This window comes from Haloarcula halophila (assembly GCF_029278565.1).
Classification (GTDB): Archaea; Halobacteriota; Halobacteria; order Halobacteriales; family Haloarculaceae; genus Haloarcula; species Haloarcula halophila.
On record NZ_CP119560.1, the window covers coordinates 92633 to 108837 of the forward strand.

Annotated in this window: 17 protein-coding genes and 1 pseudogene; 8 read left to right on the forward strand and 10 right to left on the reverse strand. The window is 66.7% G+C overall.

The features are described 5' to 3' along the window. Nucleotides 1–40: 40 nt before the first annotated feature. From P0204_RS16460 to phnG, 9 genes are read right to left on the reverse strand one after another with little or no spacing between them, the layout of a single operon-like run. Entirely contained in the window at nt 41–709 is a 669-nt protein-coding gene (locus tag P0204_RS16460; protein ID WP_276223762.1) for an HAD family hydrolase, read from the reverse strand. Further along, a complete protein-coding gene (locus tag P0204_RS16465; protein WP_276223764.1) occupies nt 702–1511 on the reverse strand; it encodes a sugar phosphate isomerase/epimerase family protein in 810 nt (269 codons plus the stop codon). Before P0204_RS16465 ends, P0204_RS16460 begins: the two co-directional genes overlap by 8 nt. After that, nucleotides 1508–2680, reverse strand: coding sequence for an alpha-D-ribose 1-methylphosphonate 5-triphosphate diphosphatase (locus tag P0204_RS16470; RefSeq protein ID WP_276223766.1), 1173 nt, complete (start codon nt 2678–2680; stop codon nt 1508–1510). Before P0204_RS16470 ends, P0204_RS16465 begins: the two co-directional genes overlap by 4 nt. Next, on the reverse strand, nt 2677–3408 hold the full coding sequence (locus P0204_RS16475) for a phosphonate C-P lyase system protein PhnL (RefSeq protein WP_276223768.1): 732 nt from the start codon (nt 3406–3408) through the stop codon (nt 2677–2679). The genes P0204_RS16470 and P0204_RS16475 overlap by 4 nt, the downstream gene beginning before the upstream one ends. Then, nucleotides 3405–4235, reverse strand: coding sequence for an ATP-binding cassette domain-containing protein (locus tag P0204_RS16480; RefSeq protein ID WP_276223770.1), 831 nt, complete (start codon nt 4233–4235; stop codon nt 3405–3407). Before P0204_RS16480 ends, P0204_RS16475 begins: the two co-directional genes overlap by 4 nt. Beyond that, nucleotides 4232–5302: an alpha-D-ribose 1-methylphosphonate 5-phosphate C-P-lyase PhnJ gene (locus P0204_RS16485; RefSeq protein ID WP_276223772.1), complete on the reverse strand. Its 1071-nt coding sequence runs from the start codon at nt 5300–5302 to the stop codon at nt 4232–4234. The genes P0204_RS16480 and P0204_RS16485 overlap by 4 nt, the downstream gene beginning before the upstream one ends. Then, on the reverse strand, nt 5295–6434 hold the full coding sequence (locus P0204_RS16490) for a carbon-phosphorus lyase complex subunit PhnI (protein WP_276223774.1): 1140 nt from the start codon (nt 6432–6434) through the stop codon (nt 5295–5297). The genes P0204_RS16485 and P0204_RS16490 overlap by 8 nt, the downstream gene beginning before the upstream one ends. Next, nucleotides 6435–6977, reverse strand: a complete 543-nt coding sequence (gene phnH, locus P0204_RS16495) for a phosphonate C-P lyase system protein PhnH (protein WP_276223775.1) — start codon at nt 6975–6977, stop codon at nt 6435–6437. It abuts the gene before it with no gap. Further along, a complete protein-coding gene (gene phnG, locus P0204_RS16500) occupies nt 6974–7417 on the reverse strand; it encodes a phosphonate C-P lyase system protein PhnG (RefSeq protein ID WP_276223776.1) in 444 nt (147 codons plus the stop codon). The genes phnH and phnG overlap by 4 nt, the downstream gene beginning before the upstream one ends. Nucleotides 7418–7643: 226 nt before the next feature. Between phnG and P0204_RS16505 the strand changes: the two genes are divergently transcribed. The 4 genes from P0204_RS16505 to P0204_RS16520 are packed head-to-tail and all read left to right on the forward strand — an operon-like array spanning nt 7644 to nt 11224. Next, the gene (locus tag P0204_RS16505; RefSeq protein WP_276223778.1) at nt 7644–8666 is read left to right on the forward strand and encodes a substrate-binding domain-containing protein; all 1023 of its coding nucleotides are present in this window, start codon (nt 7644–7646) and stop codon (nt 8664–8666) included. A 28-nt stretch (nt 8667–8694) separates the two neighbouring features. Then, the gene (locus P0204_RS16510) at nt 8695–9519 is read left to right on the forward strand and encodes a phosphonate ABC transporter ATP-binding protein (protein ID WP_276223779.1); all 825 of its coding nucleotides are present in this window, start codon (nt 8695–8697) and stop codon (nt 9517–9519) included. Further along, nucleotides 9516–10556 (forward strand): phosphonate ABC transporter, permease protein PhnE, encoded by a 1041-nt coding sequence (gene phnE / locus P0204_RS16515; protein WP_276223781.1) that lies wholly within the window; start codon nt 9516–9518, stop codon nt 10554–10556. Before P0204_RS16510 ends, phnE begins: the two co-directional genes overlap by 4 nt. Next, nucleotides 10553–11224: a DapH/DapD/GlmU-related protein gene (locus tag P0204_RS16520; protein ID WP_276223783.1), complete on the forward strand. Its 672-nt coding sequence runs from the start codon at nt 10553–10555 to the stop codon at nt 11222–11224. Before phnE ends, P0204_RS16520 begins: the two co-directional genes overlap by 4 nt. Before the next feature lie 70 nt (nt 11225–11294). Here P0204_RS16520 and P0204_RS16525 read toward each other — a convergent pair whose 3' ends face one another. Next, nucleotides 11295–12167 carry a helix-turn-helix domain-containing protein gene (locus P0204_RS16525; protein WP_276223785.1) on the reverse strand — a complete coding sequence of 291 codons (873 nt, stop codon included), beginning with the start codon at nt 12165–12167 and terminating at the stop codon, nt 11295–11297. Nucleotides 12168–12357: 190 nt separating this feature from the next. Between P0204_RS16525 and P0204_RS16530 the strand changes: the two genes are divergently transcribed. From P0204_RS16530 to P0204_RS16545, 4 genes and pseudogenes are all read left to right on the forward strand, one after another. Beyond that, entirely contained in the window at nt 12358–13374 is a 1017-nt protein-coding gene (locus P0204_RS16530; protein ID WP_276223787.1) for a phosphate uptake regulator PhoU, read from the forward strand. A gap of 258 nt (nt 13375–13632) precedes the next feature. After that, nucleotides 13633–14337 carry a helix-turn-helix domain-containing protein gene (locus P0204_RS16535; protein ID WP_276223789.1) on the forward strand — a complete coding sequence of 235 codons (705 nt, stop codon included), beginning with the start codon at nt 13633–13635 and terminating at the stop codon, nt 14335–14337. Nucleotides 14338–14473: 136 nt separating this feature from the next. Further along, a pseudogene (locus P0204_RS16540) lies at nt 14474–15226 on the forward strand (ATP-binding cassette domain-containing protein); the annotation flags it as partial. Then, nucleotides 15223–16125, forward strand: coding sequence for an ABC transporter permease (locus P0204_RS16545; RefSeq protein WP_276223790.1), 903 nt, complete (start codon nt 15223–15225; stop codon nt 16123–16125). The pseudogene P0204_RS16540 and the gene P0204_RS16545, both read left to right, overlap by 4 nt. Nucleotides 16126–16205: the final 80 nt, after the last annotated feature.

A 16205-nucleotide genomic window follows, 5' to 3' on the forward strand; every position in this document is an offset into this window, starting at 1 on the left:
CGGACCTCAATGTATCGTCCGTAGAGTCCGGACTCGGGGATCACACGCGGCGCTCGGTGGCGGGTATCCGCTCGACCAGCGCCTCCAGGTCCGGCACCTCGAAGGTCGGTTCGGTCGTGAGTGTCACGTCCGCGGCGTGGTCGCGACGCAGGTAGGCAGCGTCGATGCCGGCCCGCTGTGCGGCGACCACGTCTTTCTCCGAGTCCCCGACGTACAGGGCGTTCTCGGCACCCAACTCCGCCAGCGCCGTCTCGACGTAATCCGGTTCGGGCTTGCGCGCGGCGGCTCCCGCCAGCGTAGGCCGGCGTCCGTGCGCGACCTCGAACGCCGGCAGGTCGTGGTAGGCCAGGAGGAACTCGATGGTGGCGTGCTGGTTGTTGCTCACCAGACCGAGCGGGCACCCGATCCCGTCAAGGGCGGCTACGTCGTCGTAGACGGGTTTGCCGCGGTCCCGGACGTGGGCCTGCTGGGCGAGGCTGGCGGTGAGTTCACGGTAGTGCCAGAACGCCTCGGGGTCGATACCGTGGTCGCGGGCCGTCTCGGCCGGGACGATATCCTCGGTGACCGACCGACGGGCGACAGAGCGGTCGACATCGACGCCGAACGCGTCGAACGCGTCGACGACGGCGTCGACCAGTACCGCGGTGTCGGTCGGCTCGACCAGCACGCCGTCACAGTCGAAAACGACTGATTCGTAGCGGTCAGTCACCGGGAGATCCCCCCGTCTCCGGCGGCGCGTGATCGACACCGACGGTCCGAGCAACGTCCGCGACGGACTTCATCTCGAAGACGAAGGCGTCCGCCGGGACGGCTTCGGCGACGGACTCGTACTCGGGGAACGGGCGATGCTGGTCCGTGGTGCCGTCGTTGTCGTGGAGGTGACAGACGCGGATGCGGTCGCCGAATCGGTCGACGAACGCCCGCCAGTCGTGGCCGTTGACCTTCGCGTGGCCGACGTCGAGTGTGAGGCTGAGGTACTCGGGTGGCACGTCGACGGCGTCGATCATCGTGGCAAGGTCCGACGGCGTCGTCGTGTAGCGCCGCTTGTCCTCGTCGATCGGTTGGTTCTCTAGACAGAGTGAAACGCCGACCAGTTGAGCGTACTCGGCACACTCGGCGAGCGAGCGTCGCGCGTTCTCTCGGGCCTGCTCCTGGACCCACTCCGGGTATCGACGGGGAACCGAACCGCCGTGGACGACGACACCGGTCGCCCCCGCTGTGGCCGCGTCGTCGAGCGTCTGTTTGACACGCTCGACGGAGTCTTGCCGGACCGTCTCGTCGTAGCTTCCCACGTTCCAGTCCCGAAACGGGGCGTGGTAGGTGACGGTGACGCCGTAAGACTCGGCCAGTTCCTGCACCCGTTCGGGGCCGGGCGTATCGGGGTGTCCGGCGAGGTACTCACGCCTGAACTCGACGTGGTCCAACCCGATGTCCGTGACGTACTCCACGAACTCCTCGACGCTCGCGGCGAACCGGATGTCCATTGCCGCCCCCAGACGGTGGTCCGTCATCGTCGCCCTCCCGCGGTGGCATCGGCCCGGTACGCCGGCCGTCCGGCGACCAGCGCGCTCGTGACCGTCGGCGCTGGCTCCCGGTCGACGACGATCAGATCCGCACGCCCGCCCGCCTCGATCCGTCCCCGATCGGAGAACCCCGCGGCGTCGGCGGGGGTCGCGCTGACGCGGGCCACCCGCTCCGGGAGTGACTCCCCTGTATCGACGAACACCGACGCCAGTAGCGACGGTGGGTGGTAGTCCGCGACCAGAGTGTCGACGACGCCGGCGTCGATACCTTCGGCTGTCGCGAGGTTGCCCCACTGGCTCCCCCCACGGACGAGATTCGGTGCGCCCATCGCCGTGGTCATCTCCTCGTCGGCCGCCGCTTTGGCGGTCTCAAGCGTGATTGGGTACTCGGTGATGTCGACGCCGGAGGCCGCGAGACGCCTGACCGCCTCGGGGTTCTCGTCGTCGTGAGAGGCCGTCACCGCGCCGGCCGCGTGGGCGCGTTCGACCACGCGGTCGATCCGTTCACGTATCGTTGCCACCGGGATATCGGTACGCTCCGAGATGAGTTCTTCGGCCTCCTCGACCGTCCGGTCGTCGGCGTTCTCGTAGTACTCCCGGAATGTCTCGACGTCTCGGAACTGCCCCTTTCCCGGGACGTGACTCATCACCGACACCAGGTCGGCGTCACCGTTGTCGACGACGTCGAGGACTGCCTCGACACACCGCTTCTGGGTGACCTCACACCGGGCGTGCAGGCGGTGGTCGGCCAGTAGGTCCGTTGTCCCCGAGATGGCGTCGGTCAGCGCCGCCGCCAGTTCCGGCGAGCGGTCGGCCGCCTCGTCCTGTTCGAAGGAGATGGCGTGGAACTTCGTGGTGATGCCCGCCGCGACGTTCGCGCGGTCGGCGGACGCCAGGGCCAGCGGGATGTCCATCCGCGCCCCGGACCGCGGGTGAAGGTGGCCCTCGATATCATCGCCGTGGAGGTCGATCAGTCCGGGCAACACCAGGCGGCCGTCGACATCGATCACGGTGTCGGCGTCCGTGTCCACGTCGCCGACGTCGACGATACGGTCGCCCTCGATTCGGACGCCCCCCTCGATCACTGCGTCGGGCGTGACGAGGCGACCGCCGACGACCGCGACGGTGGCCTCGGCGGCCCGGGCGGCCGAACTCATCGGACCACCTCGCCGTCGAACGCCTCGACCGGCAGGACCTCCCGGATACGTCCGTCGTCCAGCACGACGACGCGGTCGGCGACGGCCTCGACCACGTCCGTATCGTGGAAGACGCCGACGACGGTGGTTCCGCGTCCGAGAGCCGTCTCCAACAGGTCGATCGCTTCCCGACGAGTCTCCGGGTCGAGCGCGCTGGTGGGTTCGTCAAGCAACAGCAGGTCCGGGTCGGGCGCGAGCGCCTGCGCGAGGTTGACCCGCTGGCGCTCGCCGCCGGAGAAGGTCGCGGGGTAGGCGTCCCACAGTTCCTCGGGGACCGAGAGGGTCGCGAGCAACTCACGGGCGCGTTCCCTCGCCGGCTCCGTTTGCCTCCCCTGTTCGACCAGCGGTCGGGCGACCACGTCGACGGCCGGGACGCGCGGGATCTCGTCGAGGAACTGGGACGTGTAGCCGATGGCGTCACCTCTGAGTGCCATCACGGTGCGGTCGTCACACGCGGCCAGGTCGACCTCGTCGTCGCCGTGGTAGCGGACCCGGCCGTCGGTCGGTTCGTAGGTCCGGTAGAGACACTTCAACAGCGAGGACTTCCCGCTGCCGGACTCCCCGACGACCGCGAGGAACTCGCCCGCTCGGACGTCGAACGATACGCTGTCTAGCCCGACGACCTGGGTGTCGTCGAGCACGTGGACGTCGAAGGTCTTCGAGAGCCCTTCGACCGATAGGACTGTCATAGTACTGAGTTGATGAGGGTCTGCGTGTACTCGTGGTGCGGGTCCTCCATGACGCGGTCGGTGAGGCCCGACTCGACGATTCGACCGTGGCGCATCACCAGCGTCCGGTCGGCGAGCAGGCGGACGACGCCGAGGTCGTGGGAGACGACGATAGCCGCGACGCCCTCCTCGCGCTGGACGCGGCGGAAGGTGTCGAGGACACGCGCCTGGACGCTGACGTCCAACCCCGTCGTCGGTTCGTCGAGGACGATCAGGTTCGGGTCGGTCGCCAGGGCTCGGGCGATCTGGACACGGCGCTGCATCCCGCCCGAGTAGGTCCGCGCGGGGTCGTCCATCCGGGCGACCGGGACCTCCGTCTCCTCGAACAACTCCCGGACGCGCGCTCGCACGTCCTCGTAGGAGCGCCACCCGGCCGAGAGGAGTTTCTCGGCGACGTTACCGCCGCCGGTAAACGTCAGGTCGAGGCCGTCGCGGATGTGCTGGTGGACCAGAGAGATGTCACGGCTCCGCAGTTCGTGGCGCGTCTGGTAGTCCACTGCCAGTAGGTTCCCGTCGTGCCCGGCGTAGGACACCTCGCCGTCGACGGTCGCCTCCGGGTCGCGTTCCAGGGCCAGCGCCTCCGCGAGGCTTGACTTACCCGACCCCGATTCGCCGACGATACCGAGCACCTCGCCCGCTTCGACGTCGAGGTCGGCTTCGGCACAGGCGACGACGGTGCCACAGTGGGGACACTGGTTCGTCCCGGCGCGGTCGCCGGTCGCGTCGAGACAGTCCGGACAGCCGTCGCCGTACACCGTCTCCACACCCGACGCTTCCAGGAGCGTCACGCGTTCTCACCCCCGTCGGGTGTCGCGGGTCCCCAGTCGACTCCGGAGCGGTCGAGGTGATGATCCTTCGGCAGGTCCGGGTCCTCGCGGCGCTTGGCACAGAAGCTCGAATCGTTGCAGGCGTAGCGTGTCTCGAAGCCCGCGCCCCCTCCGTCGTCCGGGTCATCACTTCCCTCACTCGCCGTCGATCCGTGTTCCTCGGAGACTTCGACGAGGTAGGTGTCGGTCGATCCACAGGCGTGACAGGCCTGCTCCGGGAAGCGCTCGACGGTGAACGCCCGATCGTCGAAGGCCAGCGGTTCGACTGACGTGTGCGGTGGGACGGCGTAGATGCGAGCCTCTCTCCCCGCAGCGAGTATCGTCACGTGATCGGCGTCGTCGAGTTTCGGGACGTCCCACCGCGGGATGGGCGAGGGGTCCATCAGATACCGCCCCGCGACTAGCGTCGGGTAGCGCGAGGCGATGTTGATCTCGCCGTACTCGACGACGTTCTCGTAGAGGTGGACCCACATCTTCCCGTAGTTCTTGTGGGCGTGTCGCCGCCGGTTCGCGGCGTCGGAGGGGTCAACCTTCCGCAGGGCGTCGGTGATGGGCACCTGCAACACGAGGCGCTGGTCGTCGGTCAGTACCTCCTCGGGGATGCGGTGGCGGCTCTGGATCAGGTCCGCCTCGGTGGTGTCGGCAGTCGTCGCCACTTCGGCCGTGTTCTCCGCGAGTCGCCGGATGTTGGCGGCGTTGACGCTCTCGTCCGCGCCCTGGTCGATCACCTTGAGCGTCTCATCCGGTCCGAGAAGCGACAGCGACGCCTGGATGCCGCCGGTCCCCCATCCGCGGGCGAGGGGCATCGGCCGCGAGGCGTATGGCACCTGATGACCGGGAATTGCGACGGCTTTCAGCATCGACCGGCGGACCTCTCGCTTGGTGTGCTCGTCGAGGTAAGCGTAGTTGTACCCCGAGAGCCCGTCGGTCTCTACCGCGGTGAGCGCGGCGTCGACGGAGTCGGTCGGCACCGGCGTTCCGGCACCGGTCGATCCGTCGCTCGGGTGGGTCGTCGGTTCCTCAGTCATTGTCGCTCGCCTCCGCGATCGGCTGACGGTCGGCGGATTCGTCGTCGGCGGGATCATCTCGGCCCGCTTCGGCTGTGCCCCCGCGCTCCCGGATCGCTCGGATCCGATCCAGGATTGACTGGAAGGTGACGTAGTGAGGGAGTTTGAGGTGTTCGATGAAGCCAAAGGAGTCCATGCCGTCGATGGTATCGAGGACGAACTCGGCGTTCTCGGCAGGTTCGTCGTCGCCGTCCAGCTGGATCGAGGCGTCGAGGACGGTCATCCCGATGGCCTTGCGCTCGTTGCGGCCGAACGTCAGGCCGTAGCCGAACGCGAACTGCGGGTCTTCCCGCTTCTCGTAGACGGGGACGACCGCCTCGGACTCGGTCACGTCCGCGTGGGTGACCGTCACCTCGTCGCCGGTGTAGGGATGCTCGATCCGAACTGGGAGCCGACCCACCCGGACCTCCGCCAGTGTCGGGTGGACCTGGCCGTAGCCCCGGAGCGCCGAGTAGCCCAGCGCGGTCACCGCGCCCGTCTCACCGCGGGCGAGTTCCTGGAGCACCGCGTCCCTCTCCGGCGGGTGCGTTACCGACTCCCGGGTGGTGTCCGTCGGGTCGTCCACGTCGGGTTCGTCCGGTTCGTGAAGCAGCCCCTCCGAGCGCAGGAGTTCCGTGACAGTGGTCAACCGCTCGGGATCGCCCTCGTCGGCGAGGTCCCAGTCCTCGGTCGGGTCCGCCGACTCCCCGTCGACGAGGTCGAAATCCAGCAGCCGCTGGGTGTAGTCCTTCGTCGCCCCGAGGATCTGCCCGCCTGGCACGTCTTTGAACGCCGGGGACACCCGCCGGGTAGCGATCATCTCACTCGGATCGACAGCCGGCGTCTCGTCGAACCGCTCCAGCGTCGAGCGGTAGGCCCGAAGCAGGAAGGCGGCCTCGACGGTATCCCCCTGGGCCTGTTTGACTGCCAGGGCCGCCAATCGGGGCGCGTACAGGCCCCCCTCGCTCATCGCCTGGGCGGTGAGGCGTCCGAGTTGGTCGTCCAGTTGGTCGACGTCGAGGCCCTCGCTGTCGCCGGCGAGACGCTGCTTCTCGAACAGGTCTGCCGCGCGCTCGATGATCTCTTCGCCGGCAGTGACGGCGACGTAGCCCATTCAGGTCACCTCCATCGTCACCGACCGCGGGACGGCGGCGAGTCGATCGGTCCCCGAGAGGACAGCGTCGATACCGCGCGGGTACTCCGACTGGGCCTCGGCCAGCGCCGCGAGCGCCGACTCGGGCAGCGACACCGACAGCGTCGCGGTGCCGTCGACGCCGGGACCAGAGAGCGTCACCGTCGTCCCCGGTCCGGAGCCGGCTGCGACAGAATCGACGCGGTAGACGACTGTCGCGCCCTCGCTGGGTTCGACCAGCGATCCGCGCTTGCACGCCCGCACGTCGACAGAGTGGTCCCTGACGTGAACGATATCGGCCTCCTCCAGAGCAGCCGGTTCGAGGCGACCCTGTCCGGAGAGGGCGTCCCGGAGCGACTCGTCTGCCGTCGCTATCGTCACCTCGTGGTCGACGAGGGTTGCGACGACGGCGTGGTCGGCGGGGGCGGGCACCTCGTGGACGGTCCCCGGCCGACTCATCGCCGACAGGAGCCCGTCGAACGTCCGGCGCGTGTCGTGGACCGGATCAAACTCGAGCGCTCTCACTGCTGGTCCTCCATCGTCTCGAACTCGACGGCGGTGTGTTTGCTCTCGGCCCACGCCCGCTGGCGCTGTTCTCGCTGACGGGCCGCCGCGTCTTCGAGGGCGCTGACGATAGCCGGTGTCCGCTCGTGGTCGGCAGCCACCGCCGCGTCGACGATGGCCCCCGAGAGGGCGGCGCGTTCGGCCTTTCCGGGGACCATTGCGAACCCGCGGTGGCCGGCCAGGTCGACCTCCGCAGGGGTGACCAGGACCTCACCGAGATTGAACGGGCGGCGCTCGACCGGTTCCTCGACGCGTTGCATCAGCAACTGCGGCCGCGGTTCCTGGCGGACCGACAGCGGTGGGTCGTCTTCGAGTACCTCGTTGGCGAACCGGGCGAGCGTCGCCGCCTCACTGGCAGCGATCAACTCGAACCGATCCGATCTGTCGTGTGGATCAACCATGCACTCGACGGAGACACGCCCCAACGGTCGCATAAGACTTCGCTCGGTACTCTCTGGTCTCTATCGGACGTAGGGGTTCGTTCCCCCTCCCACGGTTCGGTGTCCGGACTAGTCCGGACGGACCGTGCCGGGTCGTTGCTCTGGCCACGATCGACGGAGTGGTACCCTGACGGGTTGGACTCTACCCAGCCAACCGTTATTCGACCCGTTTGCCAGTCCTGAGATGATGTCTGAGAACCCGAGCGGACGTGAGGGGGTACCGATACCGACCGACAGTACACCGATCAGCCGCCGCAAGTTCATCGCCGGTAGCGCCGCTACGGCCGTCACGGCGGGCCTGGCGGGCTGTGGCGGCGCCACGGGGGATAGTGGTTCCTCCGGGGAGACCGTCACAATGCTGCTCACACCCGGCACGCCGGGCGACATCCGGCCGCGGTACGAGCCGGTCGTCAGGATGCTCAACGACGAGGTCGACGGTGCCCAAGTCGAGATGGAGGTGCCACAGAACTACTCGGCGATCAAGCCGGCGCTGGAGAGCGAACAGGCCGAGATCGGGATGGACGACGTGACGCTCATCTCGAACCCCGATATCATGGACGTCTACGGGACGAACGTCACCGACGGGTCGGCCTTCTATTTCTCGATGATGCTCGTCCCGCTGGATTCGGAGATCGAGAAACGCACCGACGTCGAGGGCAAGACCTGGGCGTTCGCGGACCGCCTGTCAACCAGTGGCTCGATCTTCGCGCTCTACACGCTCCAGGAGGCCGGCCTCGACATCGGCGAGGCACCCGAGGAGCAGCCGAACGACTTCAAGGGGAGTTGGACCGACCACAACCAGGCGATCCAGCGCGTCGCCAACGGCAAGGCCGACGGTGCGACGACCTGGGGCGGCAACGGCTTCCCACACGTCCCCGAGAAGTTCGAGTCGGAGTTCCCCGAACGGGTCAACGAGAAGAGTTCCTTCCTCGGGGACGTCGGTACCGAGCAACCGGAGCTGCGACCGATCTGGTTCTCGTTCCCGATCCCGAAACAGCCGTGGTACGCCCGCAAGACCTGGGAGTCCCCGGTCAAAGCAGAGATCGGCGAGGTGCTGCGTAACTCCAGCGAGGAGAAGATAAGCGAGTACTATCCGGACGACTACAACACGGACAGCCCCGCGTTCACGACGCTGCGTGACACCTCGATGGAGACCTACCAGCCCGTTATCAAACGGATGAACGCGGTCGGCATCGACCCCGCGGCGTAACCCCTCGCGATCAGCGATTTTCACTCCAATGAGTACACTCAAGATAGAGAACCTCTCGAAGCAGTACGGCGACGTGACGGCTCTCGAAGACGTATCCTTCGAGATCGAAGACGAGTTCGCGGTGTTGCTCGGCGAGTCCGGTGCCGGCAAGTCCACGATGCTGCGGTGTATCAACGGGTTGACCGAACCGACCGAGGGGAGCATCACTCTCGACGGGGAGGAGGTCGGCGGTTCCCATACGGACGTGGGGATGATCTTCCAGCAGCACAACCTCGTCGAAGGCGTCTCCGCGTATCTCAACGCGCTCACCGGCTCGCTCGATCGCGTCTCGTTGCTGAAGAGCATGCTCCAGTGGCAGTCCCGCGAGGACAAACTCCGGGCGCTGGAGGCCTTAGAGACCGTCGGGTTGCTGGAGGAGAGCCACCAGCGAGTCTCCCAGATGTCCGGCGGCCAACAGCAGCGTGTCGGTATCGCTCGCGCTCTCGTACAGGACCCGCGGCTGCTGCTCGCGGACGAACCGGTCGCCAGTCTCGACCCCTCGAGTGCCGAGACGGTAATGGGCTACCTCCGCAAGGCAGCCGCCGAACACGACGTCACCGCGCTGGTGAGCCTCCACCAAGTGAACATCGCCGCGTACTTCGGCGACCGGTTCATCGGGCTCAAGGACGGCGAGAAACTGTTCGACGTCCGTCGCGAAGGGCTCACGCCCGAACTGATCGACACGCTCTACGGCAACGTCGAGACCGTCGGCCTCGCCGAGCAAGAGGAGACCGTCGGGGCGATACTGAACGACGGCGAGGACCCGGACGACACCGCGCGACCGGGGGTCGTGACAGAGGAGCTCGAAGCATGAGTACACCACGGCCCTATGGCAACTCGATAGCGAGGTACTTCGGGTACGGGGAGGTCGGCGAGGACGACGCCGAACAGAAGCTACAGGACCTGAAGCGCCACAAGACCAAGCGGCGTCTCTGGACGCTCGCGAGCGTGATCGGTGGTGGGGTGGTGTTTTATTTCAGTCTCGTCGTCATCGAGTTCGATCTGGCGATGCTGTTCAACCAGATCCCGCAGTTCGTCGACGCGCTCTACGGACAGAACAACTACTTCCCACCGGGGGAGCTCTTCGGGATTCCGTTCGTCGATCTGGGCGCGTACTGGTCGTTCATGATGGAGGAGAACCTCATCCTCACCATCGAAGGCGGCCGGATCATCTGGGGTGCGATGTTCGTCACGCTGGCGGTGGCGTTCGCGGGGTCAGTGCTGGGACTGCCCACGGCACTGGTGTTCGGGGTGATGGCCAGCGAGCGGGTCATCCCCTACCCGTTCAACTTCGCCTTCCGTGCGACGATGAGTCTCATTCGGGCCATCCCCGGGCTGGTGTGGTTCCTCATCCTGATCCCGCTGGGCGGGGTCGGACCGTTCACCGCGGCGCTCGCCATCATGATCGACACCACCGGATACCTGGGTCGGCTGTTCACCGACGAACTCGAAGAGATCGAAGACGGCCCCATCGAGGGCATCCGTTCGACGGGAGCGAACCGCTCGCAGGTCGTCTCCTTCGGGATGCTCAGCCAGGTGTTCAGGCAGTTCATCGCCTGGATCGCCTTCGACCTCGAACACAACGTCCGTGCCGCTATCGGACTGGGCCTCATCGGCGGCGGTGGCCTGGGGCTGGAACTGTACGTCCAGCGCCAGACGTTCCACTACACGAACATGATGGCGTGTATCATCCTGATCTTCCTGCTGGCCGGCTCGGTCGAACTGATCAGCCAGCGCGTCCGGTCGTACCTCCGTGAGGAAGACGACGTCGAGAAGTCGGGCGTCATGGAGGCCCTTATCAACGCGCCCAAGAACATCCTCTCCTCTACGATGGGACGGCGCGGGCGATGACCTACTACGAGGATTACGGGCCGGACCGGACGCGGACGCTCGGCCCCGAGCCGACGCTCCACGAACCGGTCTCGATCACCGAGAGCGAACTCGGCGCGTGGACCGAGGTCCGAGGGCACGCACGCCTGCACGAGTCGGAGATCGGCGACTACACGTATCTGATGGAACGCGTCCAACTGGACTACGCGACCGTCGGAAAGTTCGGCAACGTCGCCGCCGACGCGCGACTGGGGCCGACGAATCACCCCATCGACCGCCCTTCCGCCCACCACTTCACCTACCGGACGGCGATGTACGACCTGGGCGAGGACGACGATTCGGTCTTCGAGTGGCGGGCCGACCAGCCGGTCGAGGTCGGTCACGACGTGTGGATCGGCCACGGTGCCATCGTCCTTCCGGGCGTCACCATCGGCAACGGTGCCGTCGTCGGGGCCGGCGCGGTCGTCGCCGACGACGTCGACCCTTACACCGTCGTCGCGGGCGTCCCGGCGGAACCGATCCGTCGGCGATTTTCGACGGACGTGGCCGAGCGCATCGAGGCGACCGAGTGGTGGCACTGGGACCACGAGACGCTGGCCGAGCGTGTCGGGGCGTTCCGTGACATCGAGCGGTTTCTCGCGGCGTTCGCTCCCGAAGACGGTCGCCAGCGCGGACAGACCGACGCGTGAAGACCGAGCAGGTCGACGCCACGTGTGAACGCCGGCTCGGGCCGTTCGTCGGTTCGCTGGCCGGAACCGCTCAGATCGAAGTGTGATCGGGTCGGACACCCGAATGGAGCTGAACGGCCAGTTCGGCGGCGTCCACCCAGTAGTAGATAGCCCGTTCGAGTGCCCGGGTGACGGTGACGAGGTAGCCGTACATCTCGGGGTCGTATGCAGTCACCAGCTCGAACAGTTCGTCCAAGTCGCGGTGGACCGTCTCCTCCTGGTCGCGGAGCGTCTCGTGGACGGAGAGCTCACAGTCGAAGAGTATCGCCGAGAAGTAGTCGTTGATACGCGCGCCGGACTCGAAGATGTCGGCCATCCGTTCGCCGACGATACCCGTCGTGTCGGTGTCCTCGCGGTCGACGACGTCTGCGATGAAACACGCCCGGTCGCCAATGATCTCCAGGTTCGTGGCGATGGTCGCCAGATCCGAGGCGACGCGGTTGCCCGGCCAGTCCGTGGTCAGGGTGTAGGATTTGAGCTCCGAGAGGACCGCGGAGTAGCGCTCGTTGGTCAGCGACTCCAGTGTTTCGGCGGACCGGTCGACCGACTCGCCCGCGAAGGCGGCCCGTGCGGCGTCGTACTGCCGAGTCGTTACCGACTCCAGCCGATCCAGAAGCTCCAGAACGTCCGTCCCGGAGTCCTCGTTCCCTCCGCCGCTTAGCTCTGTGACGTGGTCGGCACTGGCGTACAACGCGTCGTCGTCGACGACGTACCCCTTCCGGACAGAGCCCTCGGTTTTCAATTCCTGGAGCAACTCGGAGAGGTACTGCTCGGAGATACCGACGGCCTGTGCGAGTTCCGACTTCGTCTGTGGTGCCGTCCTGTCGATCGCTTCGACGATCTGTACACGCGTCGCCTCACGACCGCCGACACCCAGCGAGCGCCCGTACATCTGGCGGGACATGCCTGCCCGTCTCGATTACCTGGCATAGGTGTACCCCACAGACATTCCGGACCAGTATGTACTCGGCCGGGCTGGACCGAGAGAAACGGGCGGCCGGGCGAGATATCGCCCGTCGCAGTACGGAGTCCTCCGTACCGGTATGGACCGTTCATATCAACGATTAGGCGTCGCCTGGTCGTCACGACCCCGTATGGAGACACGGAAAGTCCAGCTCTCCGGGGGAACGACCTACACCGTCTCGCTGCCGAAATCGTGGGCGAACGAACACGGGATCGACGCCGGGTCCATCCTGTCGCTGTACCCCAACGACGATGGGACATTGCTGGTCGAGGCGGACGCCGACATCTCGACGGATACCCGCTCGGCGACCGTCGACGTCTCGACGGCGTCGGAAGACGCGGTCCGGCAGCGGATCCACGCCCTCCACGCTGTCGGCTTCGACTCGGTGACACTGGTCGACAGAGCGGGCCACGCCGACGAGGTACGCGCCCTCGTCGAGAACACCGTCTCGAACCTCTCCGGGTTCGAGTTGCTGGAGGCCGGGGAGACACGGATCAAGTTGACAAATCTCATCGACGCCGACAACGTCGACATCCGGAAATCGACGCTTCGGCTTCGCCTCGTCATGCTCGGAATGCACCGGGACGCAGTGAGTGCAGTGCTGGACGGCGACGAAGCGCTCGCCCGGCGAGTCGTCGACCGGGACAGCGAGGCGGACAAACTGTTCGCGATGGTCACACGGCACTTCCGGCGAGCGTTGACGAATCTCCAGGAGGTCGAGAAACTGGGCGACGGCCGTGACGAACTCTTCGAGTACTACTACGTGTGTCGGCAGTTCGAACGGATCGCAGACCACGCCGAGAAGATCGCCCGATTCGCGATCGATCCGGAGGCGACGGTCCCTGCCGACCTCGCCGAACGGATCGACGCGGTGGCCGCCAGCGCCAGGCAGGTCGTCGACACGGCGGCGGACGTCGTCCTCGCCGACGCCGATATCGAGAGCGCACACACGGCGCTGGCAACCCGGGCGGAGCTGACGGCGGAACTCCGGGCGATCGATCGCGACCTCTACGCACACGACGACCCCGCCGAAGCGTACGTCGTAGGACTCCTGCTCGACAGCATCCGGCGGACGGCCGAGTACGGCGGTAACGTCGCCGACATCGCGATACAGCAGGTCACACGGGAGTGTAACTGCGTCGAGTGACCGGGACCCGGCTCCGGATCGCCGACTCGCCTTCCCGGAGGTATCGGCGGAACCCGCGCACTCCGCTGGGGGAGCATCAGCTGCCGCGCTGTTCGAGAGCGTCCGTCGAGGCTGCCTAAGAACGAACCTGTGTACAGAGTCACTGAGACGAACAAGCTACTCGGGAGGTATAGACTACACAGCGGGCGACCGGCAGGACTGGTCCCCGGGCACTCGCTCCGCCGTCAGCGCTAACTGTTCGTCCGTCCTACGACCGACATGGGACTGATTGCGGAGTTCCGGATGGCCTCCGAGCAGCTGCCACTGGTCGACGTAGCGGAGGCCGTGTCCGAAGCAACCGTCGAGTTCGAGTCGGTCCAGGGGCGCCCGTCGGGGGCGCCAACGTTCATCGTGCGGATCGTGGGGGCCGACGCCGACCCGATAGAGGCGGCGTTTGCCGACGCCGACTCGGTGACCGACTACTCGCTGCTCGTCGCCGACGGGACGACGCGGCGCTACCGCTGTCGGCCGGCCGGCGACCCGCCGACTGACGTGGAACTGCTCGCGGACAACGGGTCGATCCCCGACCGGGTGCTCGTCACGCCGAACGGCTGGGAAGAGCGCCGCTGGTTCGCCAACCGTGAGGAGTTCGACCAGTTCCGGACGTTCTGTCGGGCCAACGACTACGGACTCCGACTGGACCGCCTCGTGGAGACCGACGAGAGATCGGACGGGAGGGAGACCGATCCGTTCGGGAACGGCGACCGCTCCCGGCCGCGCGAGATGACCGACGCTCAGCGGGAGGCGCTCGTCACCGCCCACGAGATGGGCTACTTCGACACGCCGCGGACCGCCACGATGGCCGACGTCGCCGACGAACTCGGCGTCTCGTCCGCGTCGCTCTCCGAGCGACTGCGACGCGCACAGACCCACCTCGTCGCGGAGTTTCGACGCAGTACCGGAATAAAACCCCGAACAAATTAGGGTACGGACTACGGGTCCGTGGTCACAAAGATCCCTGTGATCGACGACACGCTACGGACGGACGGGCGCGGTGCCGCCATCGATGCCGAAGGCGTGGAACTCACCTACGCCGACGGGACGGAGGCGGTGAAGGGGATCGACCGTCGACGAGGAACTCACCGCCCGCGAGAACATCCGCTTCGCCGCTCAGGCCTACGGCGTCCCCAAGAACGAGCGCGCCGAGCGCATCGACGAACTGCTCGACTTGGTCGACCTGTCGGACGTGGGCGACAAGCAAGCCGGCGAGTTCTCCGGCGGGATGAAGAAGCGACTGGACGCCGCGACGGCCCTCGTCCACAACCCGCCGCTCGTCTTCCTCGACGAACCGACGACCGGGCTGGACCCGAAGGCACGCAACCGCCTCTGGGACTATTTCGAGCGCATCAACGAGCGCGGAACGACGCTGTTTCTCACCACGCAGTACCTCGAAGAAGCCGACCAGCTCTGTGATCGCATCGCCGTCATCATGGACGGCGAGATCGTCGCCACGGGCTCGCCCGCGGAGTTGAAACGGCGAGTCGGCGGGGAGATCCTCGACGTGGAGGTCCCCGCCGGAGCGGACGCCCGTGAACACGCCGCCGAGATCGCCCGCGAAGGCGACCTCTTCGACGCAGACGCGGCCGTGACCGTCACCGACGACGGAATCAGCGTCACCGCCGAGCGAGCACGCGAGCACGGAACGGACCTGCTCGTCGCCCTGCGCGACGCCGGGATCACCGTCACTGGGTTCAATATCCGCGCGCCGACGCTCGACGACGTCTTCCTCGCGATCACCGGGGAGGCACTCGACTCCGAGGAACGGTCGGCCGACCCCGCTGACGTGACGGAACCGGAGGTGACCGCCGAATGAGCGAACCCCCGGGAGATCGGGCCGCCGACAGGCCCTGCGCGGATGGTGGGCACGTCCGCACGACGCCGTCGAGCAACTCCGTTCTCAGCGACTTCTGGGTGAACTTCGTCCGCTGGAACCTGAAGGCGATACGTAATCCGTTCGTCGTCGTCGGGTCGCTCGTCCAGCCGATCATCTTCCTCGTCCTGTTCACACAGGTTTTCGGCCAGCTCGCGACGAGCGCGCTCGGTGGCGGGGCGGGGAGCATCACCTACGAGACGTTCCTACTGCCCGCTATCGCGATGCAGGTGTCGCTGGCGGCCGCCGCGGGGTCGGGGATCGGCCTCGTCAACGACATGGAAGAGGGGATGTTCGAGAAGACGCTCGTGATGCCGATGAGCCGTTCGGCGATGTTTTTGGGCAAGACCGCCGCCGAGATCCTCCGGATCGTCGTCCAGATCGCGATCATCCTCGCGCTTGGCACGTTCCTCGGCGCGAACGTCGCCACCGGGTTCGTCGGCGCCGTCGGGATCCTCGGCATCGGGGTCCTCTTCTCGCTGTGGTTCATCGCCCTCTCGAACATCATTGCGGTCGTCACCCGCGATCAGGAGTCGACGATCATCGGCGCGAACCTCCTACAGTTCCCCCTGCTGTTCGTCTCGACGGCTTTCCTCCCGCTGGACGCGATGCCCGACTGGATCGAGGTCGTCGCGACGTTCAACCCGATCACCTACGGCGTCGACGCCGCCCGTGCGCTCATGCTTGGCCAGGACGTCATGACCGTCGTCAAGGTCACCCGCTTCGGCGGGATCTGGAACACGCTCGTCCCGGCGATTGCTGTCTTGCTCGTCCTCGACATCGTATTCGGCGGGGCCATGGTCTACCTGCTCAACCGCGCGTCGAGTTCCACTGTGCAGTGAGACCCACGTTGTCGGCGTTCGCCCTAGGACTGCGGGCGAGAGTGTACCCACGATGGGCACCTCTCCCCCTGGACGCTGAA

Bases quoted from the DNA above. Each gene is read 5' to 3' on its own strand.
- P0204_RS16490 (WP_276223774.1), bottom strand. From the start codon at position 6,434: ATGGGCTACGTCGCCGTCACTGCCGGCGAAGAGATCATCGAGCGCGCG.
- phnE (WP_276223781.1), top strand. From the start codon at position 9,516: ATGAGTACACCACGGCCCTATGGCAACTCGATAGCGAGGTACTTCGGG.
- P0204_RS16530 (WP_276223787.1), top strand. From the start codon at position 12,358: ATGGAGACACGGAAAGTCCAGCTCTCCGGGGGAACGACCTACACCGTC.
- P0204_RS16510 (WP_276223779.1), top strand. From the start codon at position 8,695: ATGAGTACACTCAAGATAGAGAACCTCTCGAAGCAGTACGGCGACGTG.
- P0204_RS16485 (WP_276223772.1), bottom strand. From the start codon at position 5,302: ATGACTGAGGAACCGACGACCCACCCGAGCGACGGATCGACCGGTGCC.
- P0204_RS16465 (WP_276223764.1), bottom strand. From the start codon at position 1,511: ATGACGGACCACCGTCTGGGGGCGGCAATGGACATCCGGTTCGCCGCG.
- P0204_RS16505 (WP_276223778.1), top strand. From the start codon at position 7,644: ATGTCTGAGAACCCGAGCGGACGTGAGGGGGTACCGATACCGACCGAC.
- phnG (WP_276223776.1), bottom strand. From the start codon at position 7,417: ATGGTTGATCCACACGACAGATCGGATCGGTTCGAGTTGATCGCTGCC.
- P0204_RS16535 (WP_276223789.1), top strand. From the start codon at position 13,633: ATGGGACTGATTGCGGAGTTCCGGATGGCCTCCGAGCAGCTGCCACTG.
- P0204_RS16545 (WP_276223790.1), top strand. From the start codon at position 15,223: ATGAGCGAACCCCCGGGAGATCGGGCCGCCGACAGGCCCTGCGCGGAT.
- P0204_RS16525 (WP_276223785.1), bottom strand. From the start codon at position 12,167: ATGTCCCGCCAGATGTACGGGCGCTCGCTGGGTGTCGGCGGTCGTGAG.
- P0204_RS16520 (WP_276223783.1), top strand. From the start codon at position 10,553: ATGACCTACTACGAGGATTACGGGCCGGACCGGACGCGGACGCTCGGC.
- P0204_RS16470 (WP_276223766.1), bottom strand. From the start codon at position 2,680: ATGAGTTCGGCCGCCCGGGCCGCCGAGGCCACCGTCGCGGTCGTCGGC.
- P0204_RS16475 (WP_276223768.1), bottom strand. From the start codon at position 3,408: ATGACAGTCCTATCGGTCGAAGGGCTCTCGAAGACCTTCGACGTCCAC.